This is a genomic window from Undibacterium sp., assembly GCF_030683615.1.
Classification (GTDB): Bacteria; Pseudomonadota; Gammaproteobacteria; order Burkholderiales; family Burkholderiaceae_D; genus Undibacterium; species Undibacterium umbellatum.
This window is the reverse complement of the sequence record NZ_JAUXQE010000035.1, coordinates 159,256-171,884: the sequence shown is the minus strand read 5'-3', so window position 1 is coordinate 171,884 and position 12,629 is coordinate 159,256. Positions and strand designations below refer to the sequence as shown.

Here is a 12,629-nt window from a genome sequence, read left to right as displayed (position 1 = left end):
TGAATTACTTTCCAGTCAACACTTGCGATTGCGCTTTTTCACGTTTGATATTGATGAGAGCCTGGCTGGTATACAAATCAGCAAACCATGGATCTGCGAACAAGTGACCACTCTCTGCAAGTCCCTGAAAATAATCCAGGACCCTGCCCCGTCCTGCACGATAAGCTGCATCATCAACTTCGTTATATTCTATTCTCACTGCGGCTGCGTAAGCCTCGTAGGTATCGACCGCCTGCCCCAGGATAGCCAGATCTACACTGAGCATTGCATCCTTCAGTGGATGCACCAGCATGGCGCTCTGGAAGTGATCAGTCACCCGGATCAGGTCAGCCACTTCCTGCTGATGTTGTGACCCCAAACCAGCCTCCAGCCACATGCGCGCACTCTGCTCTTCATTCGACAGATCTGCAGACTTACCACCATACACGGCATCATGGAACCAAAAAGCTTTTTTCAGTATCGCCACATCCGAATTGCTGGCTCCTGTATTGCTTGCCCAGGCAGAAATTTCACTGAGACCATGCACCAGGTGATCGAGATTATGATAAGGCCGACGCGCCGCACCATAGGCCTCTTCACCTGTCAGATAATCAAACCAGTGGACAAGTTTGCTGCTGTCAATGTCAGTTTCAGTTTCAGTTTCCCATAGTTTTTGCCAGTCAGTGCGCAACCAGCTCTTGATCCAGGCGATATAGGCTGGCATGGGCATGAATTTTTTTACTGTCCAGTGCCAACCTACTGGCCCTTGCAAGGCACGTACGAAACTGGAACTGACCGACCCAAGGTCACGTGGCGGCATGACGAAGATAGTCTTGGCACCGTCAAGCACATCGACATTGGTTTGCTGTATCAGGTTTTCATAATCGAAGTCAGAGGTATTGCGTATGCCGCGCACCAGATACTCAATGCCGTGGCGCTTGGCAGCACGTGCAGTGTAATCACCTTTGACAATGACGACGCTGACATTGTCCCAGCCACACTCAGCCACACTACGCTCAATGATGTCCTTGCGCTCCAGAGCAGAAAACTGTGGCTTCTTAACAGGGTTTTCAGAAATGAATACGACGACTTCATCAGCCAATGCTCTGGCTTCCTGTATAACCCACAGATGACCATTGGTGATGGGATCAAGAGTGCCGGAGAAAGCGATTTTTTTCATTGTAAGTTCCAGTACGACATATAAGTGAGGTGTTGCTGCAAGACTTCTTGCTCCAGCTCTGCGATGCTACCCTGATTGACTATCTGGTCACAGGCTTGTCTCCGCACAGCATATTCCTTTGCCTGCATACTGAAAACTTGCTTGATTTCCGCTTCAGTCCAGTCAGGATTACGATGACGTACGCGCTGCAGGCGTGTTTCTTCATCCGCCTGCAGTAGCAAGACGCTATCGTACACGAAGCCATCAACTTCATCAGGCAGCAATGCCGATTCCCAAATGACATAGGTGGCTGTTTGCTGCAAAGTCCATTGCCACATGGCCTGCAATACATATGGCTGCAGCAAATTCCGCAAACAGCGGTTCGCATGGGCATCACTGACCAGAACAGTACGCAAAATGCCGCGTCGCAGACGGCCAGCTTCTGTCAATAAGTGCGGCAATATCATTGCGATTTCGGACATTACCGGGTGTTGGCTATCCTGGTGTATTGCGCGCGCCACCAGGCCTGCATCAATCACCGGCACGCCCAGCTTGAAAAAAGCAGCCGCAGCACTGGATTTGCCGCAGCCCATGCCACCCGCCATTAACACCAAACGAGCTTGTCTGGCTTTGTCAGTAACTGGATTAATAACATCATGCATATCACCCCCCAATACTGGTTATTCAACCAATATTAAGAGATTAGCGCATCTTCATATAAATGACAAACTTATTTTGGTTGTTCAGCCAAATTAATAGGACGAAAAACCAAGGCGCTTCACAGTAAGACTGATTTCTGCTTTAAAGCTTGCGCTGTCATATTTCCGACATATTACAAATATATTATGCCGCTACATCTACCCTGCCATAGCGTTTTACTAGATTAAAAAGGAAGAGCAATGATTTCTGATAGCCGGAGAAAGTTTCTGCAATTTTCAGCCGCAAGTGCGGGAGCGAGCATGCTGCCTGGTGTGATACAGCAAGCTCTTGCTGTTCCGGCAAACAATGCTACTGGCACCCTGGCAGATGTTGGTCATGTAGTGATTTTCATGCAGGAAAATCGCTCCTTTGATCATTATTTTGGAACGCTCGCCGGCGTTCGCGGCTTTGAAGACCCACGTGCGATCAGCCTGCCAAATGGTGCGCCAGTCTGGCAGCAACCCAATCCGGCAGGCGGCAGTATCTTGCCTTTTCATTTCGATGCCAAGAATACCAGCGCCCTGTCTGTGGGCACGAATCATTCATGGAAAGGTTCGCAGCAAGCCTGGCAAGCCTGGGATGCCTGGGTCAGCAAAAAGACCGTGCAAACCATGGGTTATTTTGACAGGGGCGACCTGCCGTTTTATTACGCACTGGCTGACGCTTTCACGATTTGCGACGCCTATCATTGCTCCATCTTTGGCGCGACTGATCCCAATCGCATGTACTCGCTAACGGGCACAAGCCAGGGCTGGATAGGTGCCATGGGAAGCCTGTATAACATTGATGCCAAGGGCTATTACAATGCCGACCCGGCCAATGACAATGTCTCTGCCGCTGTCACAGCCAGCGCGCCAAACTGGCAAACCTATGCCGAAGTACTGGAAGCCAATCAGGTGAGCTGGAAGGTGTACCAGGAATGGGATAACTACGGCGACAACTACCTTGCCTATTTCAAGAACTTCCGGGTGAATGCAGACGGCAGCAAATTAAGCAGCAGTTCGCCGCTGCACCAGAAAGCCCGCAGCATGGCACCCGGTGCCAGTGTGGGTGGAAGCAAGGGTGATGGCCTGGTCAGTGCCTTCGCCAGTGATGTGCGCAACAAGCGCTTGCCGCAAGTATCCTGGATATGTGCGCCGAATGATTACACCGAGCATTCGCCCAACTCCCCCAATGCAGGTGAAAACCTGACGGCAAGATTGCTTGCTGCCCTGGTGGCAGAACCAGAAGTGTGGGCCAAGACCGTGTTTTTGTTGATGTATGATGAGAACGATGGTTTCTTCGACCATGTTCCCCCTCATATCCCCCCCATTACCGCAGCCATGGGGCGATCAACTCTGGCCGACAATGGTGTGTATGAAAAATACGGCACTGAACCCGTCGGACTGGGGCCGCGCGTCCCCATGCTGGTGATTTCCCCCTGGAGCAAGGGCGGCAAGGTGTGTTCCCAGGTATTTGATCACACATCCAAGTTGCGCTTTCTCGAAGAGTGGCTGGTGCATGGCTTGGGCAAGGACAGGGCAGCTGTCACCTGCAAGCTGATATCACCATGGCGGCGTACTGTCTGTGGCGATTTGACTTCCGCATTTGATTTCAAATCACCAGACCAGAACTGGCCAGCAACAGTACCAAAAACAGCGGCCTACGTACCTGTCAATGGCAAACCCTACCCCGTGCCACCAGCAAACCAGGTACAACCACGGCAGGAAGCATATGCCGCCTCACAAGGTCCACGCCCAGCCTGCCGCCTGCCTTACCTGCTGGCAGCACAGGCCAAGCTCAATACCAGCAAGCAACTGGAAGTGGGTTTCAGCAATGCAGGCACCGCTGGTGCAGCTTTTATCGTGTATTCAAAAGTGCGGGCAGATGGCCCCTGGTATTACACCGTCGAGGCAGGCAAGCAAATACAAAAAGAAACCTGGAACTGGAGCTCCACTAACTATCATCTCAACGCGTTTGGTCCCAATGGCTTCATGCGGGAATGGGCTGGCAGCACTAGCTCTCTCGTCAAGCCAGAAATCCAGGCTGTGCACGATAGCAACAGCGGCAAGCTGGTGCTGACTTTATCCAATGTCGATAATGTACAACCCTGCACTTTCAACATCAGTGACAATGCCTATGGAAGCCTGCCAAGCAACTACTCACTGGCGGGTGGGCAAAGCTTGCGCCTGGAATATCCATTAATCAATAGCTTTGGCTGGTACGATTTCAGCATCACCAGCAATACCGATACTCAATTTTTGCGCAGGATTGCAGGCCATGTGGAAGCGGTAAGCGGCAATAGCAACAATAACCGCACTGATCCGATGATAGGCGGCAACCACAATGTAGCCCGCCTGAGCACGACAACCCCACGCATAACAAGCGGCAGTAATTTTGTCGTCTCATATACAGTGCCGCAAACCCAGGTCAGCACCAAAAACTGGATAGGTGTGTACCCTGCCGCAGCAGTGCCAGGCAAGGTGAATTCACTGACCTGGCAATATGCAGGCAATGCTCAGGGTAGCCTGACACTTAATACCGCAAACCTGGCAGCAGGAAATTATGCAGTCTGGCTTTTGTACAACGATGCATATGTATCTCTGACAAGCCCACTGGGATTGACTATTGTCTAACTCGTATTGCGTTCTAAAAGCCAGGTAAATCAAAAATTGCCTGGCTTAAAGATGCCGTACCTGCCAAATAAGTTTTTCTTTGCAAGCACGAAACCAGTTAATATTAAAAAGACCATGAATTTAGTTTGACAAAGCTCATTAGTGAAATTATCTCTTTAACATCCCCCCAAAACTACCCGCCCCTGTAAAGGTCAATAAATCTATTGAACCGTCGAAAAGAACGCGTAAAACACGCATGCAAATTATGCTTAAGCTACTGATTATTAAAGAAATATTGATTTAGCTCTTTTTTAGCTCTTGAAAAGCCCATGCCTCGCCCATATACTTAGCACTCGTTGGGAGAGAGTGCTAACAAAGTCTTTCCCCAGCTTAATTGAATTCCAATAGTAATTACTCGCAAATTTAAAGGAGCTAGTATGAACCTTCGTCCCCTGCATGATCGCCTGATCGTGAAACGCCTGGATCAAGAAACAAAAACCGCATCCGGTATCGTTCTGCCTGACGCTGCTGCTGAAAAGCCAGATCAAGGTGAAGTGCTGGCTGTTGGTCCTGGCAAATTGCTGGACAACGGTACTGTGCGCGCCCTGGACGTTAAAGTCGGCGACCGCGTTTTGTTCGGTAAATATTCTGGCCAGGCTGTCAAAGTTGACGGCAACGAAGTTCTGGTGATGCGTGAAGAAGATATCTTCGCGGTCGTACAGAAGTAATCGACATCCACGATATCAATTAAAGAATTCGGAGAATTAATATGGCAGCTAAACAAGTAATTTTTGGTGATGACGCACGTGCGAAAATCGTCAATGGCGTCAACATCCTGGCGAACGCAGTTAAAGTAACTTTGGGCCCTAAAGGCCGTAACGTAGTTCTGGAACGCTCTTTCGGCGCGCCTACAGTAACCAAAGACGGTGTTTCTGTAGCTAAAGAAATCGAACTGAAAGACAAGCTGGAAAACATGGGTGCACAACTGGTGAAAGAAGTGGCTTCCCGCACTTCTGACAACGCTGGTGACGGTACAACTACAGCGACAGTTCTGGCACAAGCCATCGTTCGCGAAGGTTTCAAATATGTAGCAGCTGGTTTCAACCCAACTGACTTGAAACGCGGTATCGACAAAGCGGTTACAGCCATCGTTGCTGAAATCAAAACTCTGTCCAAGCCAACAACAACCAACAAAGAAATCGCTCAAGTTGGTTCCATCTCTGCCAACTCCGATGCAAACATCGGCGACATCATTGCCAAAGCAATGGACAAAGTCGGCAAAGAAGGCGTGATCACTGTTGAAGACGGCAAATCCCTGGACAACGAACTCGACATCGTTGAAGGTATGCAGTTTGACCGTGGCTATCTGTCACCATACTTCATCAACAATCCAGAAAAACAATCCGTTATCCTGGAAAACCCGTTCATCCTGTTGTTCGACAAAAAAATCTCGAACATCCGTGACCTGCTGCCAGTATTGGAACAAGTTGCAAAATCCGGTCGCCCACTGCTGATCATCGCTGAAGATGTAGACGGCGAAGCGCTGGCAACTCTGGTTGTGAACAACATCCGTGGCATCCTGAAAACTGCAGCTGTTAAGGCTCCAGGCTTCGGTGACCGTCGCAAAGCCATGCTGGAAGACATCGCTATCCTGACCGGTGGTCAAGTGATTGCTGAAGAAGTTGGCCTGACACTGGAAAAAGCGACTCTGGCTGATCTGGGTCAAGCTAAGCGTATCGAAATCGGTAAAGAAAACACCACCGTTATCGATGGCGCTGGCCAGGCTGTAGGTATCGAAGCACGCGTTAAACAAATCCGTGCGCAAATCGAAGAAGCAACTTCTGACTACGACCGTGAAAAACTGCAAGAACGCGTTGCCAAACTGGCAGGCGGCGTTGCTGTGATCAAGGTTGGTGCTGCAACTGAAGTTGAAATGAAAGAGAAAAAAGCCCGCGTTGAAGATGCTCTGCATGCAACTCGCGCTGCCGTAGAAGAAGGCGTTGTTCCTGGCGGTGGCGTTGCCCTGCTGCGCGCACGTCAAGCTGCTGGCGAAATCAAAGGCGACAATCCAGATCAAGAAGCAGGCATCAAACTGGTTCTGAAAGCAATCGAAGCACCTTTGCGTGAAATCGTTGCTAACGCCGGTGGCGAACCTAGTGTTGTTGTTAATGCTATCATCAATGGCAAAGGCAACTACGGCTTCAATGCTGCCAATGACACATACGGCGACATGATAGAAATGGGTATTCTCGATCCAGCTAAAGTAACTCGCTCTGCATTGCAAAATGCAGCATCTGTTGCTGGCCTGATCCTGACTACTGATGCGCTGGTTGCTGAATTGCCTGACGACAAAGCAGGCGGCGGCATGGGTGGTGATATGGGTGGCATGGGCGGTATGGGTGGTATGGGCGGCATGATGTAATAGCTGCGTGCTACTCTCAGTGATCTAACCGAGAGTCACATTGCTCAAAACCCCGCAACGCAAGTTGCGGGGTTTTTTGTTGCTTGTATCAATCAATATATGAACTGCAGCAAAGCGGATTAAATAGCCAATAATTTCCCGCAGACTCAAGCAAAAGAAGCTTCAAATCTCCGCTCTCTACCCAGGCAGCAACAAATATATAAACTTTTTCTTTCCCGTGCTTGACAGAAAACATCTGTCGCTTGGATACTGCCGCACCTGAAAGAAAATTTTCATATTTCCGGCTCTGAGTTTCATATTTGCAATAAGCTTGCATATGCATCAAGGGGCTGGGCATCATTTCAAGCACGACAACCCGCTTTGGAGAAAATATGGCGCTGCAACAATTAAGCGAAGAGCAAATACGAACCTGGACCCGCGCCCAAAAGGACGAGTGGTGGTTTGCCAATATCTATCGTGGAGACATGGCACAGTTGACCATACGCTCGGCATTCACAGGCTTTTTGCTTGGCGGCATATTGTCGGCAACCGCTTTATACATTGGTGCCAAGACCGGTATCACCATTGGCGTCGGCCTGACCTCGGTCATCCTGGCCTTTGCGATTTTCAAAATCCTTGCCAACCTGGGTCTCGCCAAGGATTTCACCATCCTTGAAAACAACTGCACGCAATCCATCGCGACAGCTGCCGGTTACATGACCATGCCACTCAATACCGTGCTGTCAGCCTATATGCTGATTAGCGGTACAGTAGTCAGCTGGTGGCACCTGGTGGTATGGATGAGTATCTGCTCCATCCTGGGTGTACTGGTGGCCTTCCCGATGAAGCGTCGCTTCATCAATGAAGACCAACTACCTTTCCCTGAAGGCCGAGCCTGTGGCGTGGTGCTGGATGCGGTATATACCGGCGAAGCTGCCAGTGGCATGTACAAGGCGCGCCTGATGGCTTTCACAGCCATGTGGACAGCAATTTACCAGATGATTACCAGCGATGGCTGGATGAAGTTCATCCAGTTCAAAATCCTGCGTATGGATAAATGGGCGGGCATGACAGAAGCCTGGCACTTTCAGGAACGTGTCGATTACTACTATTACACTGCAGCCGTCAAATATGACATGCTGATCCCAAAAATCCTGGGCACGGATTTCCGTGCCCTTGGTCTGCGCTTTACCCTGGATGCTGCCATGCTGGGCGTCGGTGGCCTGATGGGTATCCGTGTTGCCAGCAGCGTTTTGCTGGGCACCATCATCAATTTCGTTTTCCTCGCACCGTGGATGATACAGCGCGGCGACATCGTCGAGCGTATAGCTCCTAGCGGCAAACTGGTGCCAATCTCGCGTACCGAGATCGTCAATCAATGGGGCTTATGGTGGGCGGTTTCCATGATGGTGGTCGCTTCTTTCATCAGCCTGGCCGCCAAGCCTGAACTGTTCACCAGCCTGTTCAAAAAATCCGAACAAAAGAAAGTGCCTGACCAGACCAGCACCATTCTCGATCATATTGAAGTACCACTGATTGTCTCTTACATAGGTATACCCATCTTCAGTATCCTGGCTGCCTGGACCACCCATGAATTCTTTGGTGTGCCGTGGCTGATGTCCATCATCACCCTGCCGCTGGTATTCATCCTGACCATTATCTGCGCCAATGCAATGGCACTGACATCCTGGACACCGACAGGCACACTGTCAAAGATCACCCAGTTCAGCATGGGTGCCATCGACAGCACAAACCCAGCCAACAACCTGATACCTGCCGGCATGACGGCAGAAGTGGCATCGAATGCTTCCAACCTGCTGTCCGACATCAAACCTGGCTATATGCTAGGTGCGAAACCAAGGCAGCAAGCGATAGGCCATATCATCGGCATCTTCTCTGGCGCGCTGGCTTGCGTTCCCTTGTACTTCCTGCTGTTCCTGCCGCCTGATGCAGATGGCATACGTTCCACCGCCACTATCGTCTCCGACAAGTTCGCATTCCCCGGTGCGATGCAATGGAAAGGCGTGGCCGAACTGATCGCCAAAGGCTTCAGCAGCCTTCCAGCCTCTGCTATCACCGGCATCATCGTGGCAGCAGTCGCCGCCACCATCATCGAACTTGCCCGCATCTTTACCAAGGGCCGCTTCCCGTTGTCCGCTGTTTCCATCGGCCTGGGCGTCATCCTGCCACCAGAGTCTTGCCTGGCGATGTGGATAGGTGCAGCCATATTCTGGTGGATGGGTCGCAAGAACAGCACACCTGGCAGCAAAGGTCATGACTTCTGGGTAGAAGGCTGTGAACCTATCTGCGCTGGCCTGATCTCTGGTGCAGCATTGATTGGTATCGGTAATGCGATCATCAATGTGCTGATGTAATCTTGAATTGATACTACTGGCCCCGCTTCTCGCGGGGCTTTTTTATGGCTGTGAAGATTTTTCCTGACGATAGCAATGTGAACAACTTCCAGGAACCAACATGAATATTCAGGGTCAAGGTAAATGGATGCGCTTGCTTAAGCAAGGCCCAGGCAAGTTGAGTACTGCTAAAGTGTCATCAAACATGTCATTCTTTATTTCGTCCCTTAATCAATCCTATAAAAGCTGCACCTAATCAGGAGCCAAAAACCATGTCCCTTGTGAGCCTTTTCGTCGCAGCTACCTTTTACGCCAGCCCTGGCACCAATCAAACCCCATCCACCGCAGATGCTGCCACCATTGCAGCAATCGAAGCCACTTGCTACGACTATATCGATGGCCAACTGGAAGCAGATCCCAAACGGGTAGCCCGGTCGCTACATCCAGACCTGGCGAAGCGTGCCGTGATCGGCGACACGCCAGACGAACGCCTGGGTCTGCGACGCATGTCCAAAGAAGAACTGGTCAACCTGACCAAAGCAGGCGCACTTAAAACGCCAAAGGCAGAATGGAGCCGCACCTGTACCGTCCTCGACGTGACAGACAAAGCCGCCTCAGTGCGCCTGGAAACCCCGTGGTTTGTCGATTATTTCCACATGGGCAGATTTGAAGACCGCTGGATTATTGTGAATGCGCTTTGGTATAGCAAGCCAAAGAAGAGCAGTTAGTTGAGAATGGAATACGGCCCTGCCCCGCGGTCGAGCCTATTGATTGTCTAAATAGGCAGGGATTCGATTCAATAGGAAAACGGGATATGGCTTATGTACCAAGCTCGCTGACCACTGTGGCAATAAAACTCTTTAGCTTGGGAGTTTGTCCGCGGCCAGGATGGTAGATAAGATGCACAGGCCGCGAAGGAGTTTCATAATCAGGCAAGACTTTGATGAGACGCCCAGAGCGTAGCTCTTCACGCGCAAGATCCTCAGCGATATAAGCCACTCCCGCGCCATTCAAGGCGGCGACCAACAATGCCTTCGCATCATTGAGTTGCAAACGATGCCTGACCTTGGCCTGGTATTTTTCTGCTCCGCGCATAAACCGCCATTCGCTGGCGGTTGAACCAGTGCTGGATGCATAAGCCAGGCACTCGTGTTTTTCCAGATCAAGCGGTGTATTGGGTATACCTCTTTCTTTGAGATAGTCTGGTGATGCGCAGGCGACCAGACCAAACGGCGCAAGCTGGCGCGCGATAAAGCTGGAGTCGTTCAAGCGGCCTATGCGAAACACCGCCTCAAACTCTTCATCAACCAGATCAACATAGCGGTCGCTCAAGACCAGATCAATCTCCACTTCCGGGTAATGCCGCAAATAACGGGCAATGACGGGTGTCAGCGCATACGTGCCAAACGACACGGGTGCATTGATACGCAAGCGCCCTTTTGGTGTTCCTGCTACCTCATCGGCAAGCGAATCAGCCCAGTCAGCATCGGCCAGCACCATTTTGCAACGGTCGTAATAGGCCTTGCCTATATCCGTCAAGCTTTGTCGCCGGGTTGTCCGGTTAATCAGTCGTGTACCGAGACGGCTTTCCAGCCAGCTGACATGCTTGGCGATCATCTGGGGCGACATGTTCAGCGCACTGGCAGCCGCGGCAAAAGAGCCAACTTCCACTGTTTTGACAAAGGCGGCCATGCTTGCGAGCCTATCCATTACACACTCCTGGTTGTTACACACATACTCACATCAGCATTTATGCGCGATTCTGATAGGAATAATATCACCGTCTCAGCCCCAGAGGCGGCGTTAAATAAGGAAAGACATCATGAGTAAAATCGGAATTATCGGCTCCGGCAATATCGGTGGCACCCTGACACGTTTGTTCACCAAAGCAGGACACGATGTGGCGGTAGCCAACTCACGTGGCCCATCTTCGCTGCAGGATTTGGCAAATGAAACTGGTGCAAGTCCAGTGACGATCACTCAAGCAGTGCAGGATAGTGAGATTGTGGTCGTGACCATCCCCATGATAGCAGTCGCCAGCCTGCCCAAAGACCTGTTCAGCAATGCCCCTGCAGACTTGATAGTCATCGACACCAGCAACTATTATCCACAGCACCGTGACGGTTTGATCGTCGAAGTCGAGGCTGGAATGACAGAAAGCGCCTGGGTTGAGCAGCAGCTTGGACGTCCAGTGATCAAAGTATTCAACAGCATACTGGCAGATCACCTGCTAAACATGGGTAAGCCGGATACGCGTACTAACCTCGTCGCTCTGGCAGTCGCTGGCGATGATGTGAAGGCCAAAACAGCCGTCATGCACCTTGTCGAAGAAATCGGTTTTGAAGCAGTTGACGCAGGTTCGATTGCGCAGTCATGGCGCCAGCAACCAGGATCACCGGGCTATTTGAAAGACTACGATGCCGCCGGGGTGCGAAAGGCATTGTCAGAAGCAAGCCAGGAACGGACACCGGAATGGCGAGCTACCGTGAATAGTCCAGGCACTTTCGAATCACCAGCCTGATCCCTGGCCACGCCACCTTGATTATATTTGCGATATCACGGTATTCAACCTTTGCCGGACTCCAGCGCGGGAAGTTGCAAGATAAGTCCGCGCCAGAATCGCATATGAGACAAATTTATTTCTATTGGAAAATTGCCATGCACAACTTTGTAAAACTTGCACTTTTTGCTGCCATCAATACCATCTTTAGCATGTCTGTACATGCACAAACGGCTACGGTGCCAGCGGCCACAGATATCACGCCTGCCAATATGAATATTCTGGGCCGGGAGGGTGAAGCACTTGCCAGCCGTGTCGGTCTGTGGGATGTCGTTGAAACGGCCTGGTCACGTCCTGGTGCGACACCAGAAATCATCCGCGGCCAGGTTGCCGAAAGACGGATGGTCGGCTTATATCTGCAAGAGCTACTACATCCCTCATCAGATACAGCCGACAAAGGCGTGAATCGCCTGGATTATCTTGGGTTCAACCGTGTGACGGGTCGCTGGGAATACCTGTCGATGGACACCCGCTTAGCAGTTGGCCTGATGCCAGCCTGGAGCTTCGACAAAGACCCTGTCGATCGCATCCGTACGCAGTTCGACCCATTTGTTGTTCCCGGCAGTGGCAACTTGGTCACTGGTCAATTGTTAAGGATGGAGCAAATCATCGAAAAGCCAAGTCCAGACAAGGAAATCAAGAACCAATATTTCATACTTGCCGATGGTAGCGGCACAAAATGGCTCGCGCATCAGTACATTTATACCCGTCGCAATGCACAGTGATGCCATTTTTATGATCAATGGAAGTAAAGGCTTTCAATAAAGTCCGCGATAATCCACAAGCATTCGATACCTGCTGAAAATTCCAGAAGCCATCAACTTAATCCAACACCACTGTCGTCCTGGCACCCAACCTGACTGGCATACACCGCGAATAATTG

The 12,629-nt window shown here is 50.8% G+C and carries 11 protein-coding genes; 7 read left to right on the top strand and 4 right to left on the bottom strand.

Features of this window, described 5'->3' with window-relative positions; translation table 11 throughout:
* Positions 1–4: 4 nt before the first annotated feature.
* Positions 5–1,159, bottom strand: a complete 1,155-nt coding sequence (coaD, locus tag Q8K39_RS17955) for a pantetheine-phosphate adenylyltransferase (protein ID WP_305262347.1) — start codon at positions 1,157–1,159, stop codon at positions 5–7.
* A complete protein-coding gene (gene coaE / locus Q8K39_RS17950; protein ID WP_305262346.1) occupies positions 1,156–1,800 on the bottom strand; it encodes a dephospho-CoA kinase in 645 nt (214 codons plus the stop codon). Before coaE ends, coaD begins: the two co-directional genes overlap by 4 nt.
* 237 nt (positions 1,801–2,037) lie before the next feature.
* Between coaE and Q8K39_RS17945 the strand changes: the two genes are divergently transcribed.
* The 3 genes from Q8K39_RS17945 to groL all read left to right on the top strand — a co-directional run bounded on the left by Q8K39_RS17945 (position 2,038) and on the right by groL (position 6,853).
* The gene (locus tag Q8K39_RS17945; RefSeq protein ID WP_305262344.1) at positions 2,038–4,452 is read left to right on the top strand and encodes a phosphocholine-specific phospholipase C; all 2,415 of its coding nucleotides are present in this window, start codon (positions 2,038–2,040) and stop codon (positions 4,450–4,452) included.
* 416 nt (positions 4,453–4,868) lie between these two features.
* Positions 4,869–5,159, top strand: coding sequence for a co-chaperone GroES (gene groES, locus Q8K39_RS17940; RefSeq protein WP_110257032.1), 291 nt, complete (start codon positions 4,869–4,871; stop codon positions 5,157–5,159).
* A gap of 41 nt (positions 5,160–5,200) precedes the next feature.
* Complete coding sequence (gene groL, locus Q8K39_RS17935) at positions 5,201–6,853, top strand: chaperonin GroEL (protein ID WP_186952971.1); 1,653 nt, start codon at positions 5,201–5,203, stop codon at positions 6,851–6,853.
* A gap of 88 nt (positions 6,854–6,941) precedes the next feature.
* Here groL and Q8K39_RS17930 read toward each other — a convergent pair whose 3' ends face one another.
* Positions 6,942–7,202, bottom strand: a complete 261-nt coding sequence (locus Q8K39_RS17930) for a hypothetical protein (RefSeq protein WP_305262339.1) — start codon at positions 7,200–7,202, stop codon at positions 6,942–6,944.
* Between the two features lie 22 nt (positions 7,203–7,224).
* Between Q8K39_RS17930 and Q8K39_RS17925 the strand changes: the two genes are divergently transcribed.
* Together Q8K39_RS17925 and Q8K39_RS17920 are read left to right on the top strand one after the other, a co-directional pair.
* Positions 7,225–9,207 carry an OPT family oligopeptide transporter gene (locus Q8K39_RS17925; protein WP_186952969.1) on the top strand — a complete coding sequence of 661 codons (1,983 nt, stop codon included), beginning with the start codon at positions 7,225–7,227 and terminating at the stop codon, positions 9,205–9,207.
* A 251-nt stretch (positions 9,208–9,458) separates the two neighbouring features.
* A complete protein-coding gene (locus Q8K39_RS17920) occupies positions 9,459–9,914 on the top strand; it encodes a nuclear transport factor 2 family protein (RefSeq protein WP_305262336.1) in 456 nt (151 codons plus the stop codon).
* A 91-nt stretch (positions 9,915–10,005) separates the two neighbouring features.
* On the opposite strand, the gene Q8K39_RS17915 is transcribed toward Q8K39_RS17920, so the two are convergent.
* Positions 10,006–10,896 carry a LysR family transcriptional regulator gene (locus tag Q8K39_RS17915; protein WP_305262334.1) on the bottom strand — a complete coding sequence of 297 codons (891 nt, stop codon included), beginning with the start codon at positions 10,894–10,896 and terminating at the stop codon, positions 10,006–10,008.
* Between the two features lie 112 nt (positions 10,897–11,008).
* Here Q8K39_RS17915 and Q8K39_RS17910 point away from each other — a divergent pair, with 112 nt between their 5' ends.
* Both Q8K39_RS17910 and Q8K39_RS17905 read left to right on the top strand, forming a co-directional pair.
* Positions 11,009–11,707, top strand: a complete 699-nt coding sequence (locus Q8K39_RS17910; RefSeq protein WP_305262332.1) for an NADPH-dependent F420 reductase — start codon at positions 11,009–11,011, stop codon at positions 11,705–11,707.
* A 137-nt stretch (positions 11,708–11,844) separates the two neighbouring features.
* Positions 11,845–12,471: a hypothetical protein gene (locus tag Q8K39_RS17905; RefSeq protein WP_305262330.1), complete on the top strand. Its 627-nt coding sequence runs from the start codon at positions 11,845–11,847 to the stop codon at positions 12,469–12,471.
* Positions 12,472–12,629: the final 158 nt, after the last annotated feature.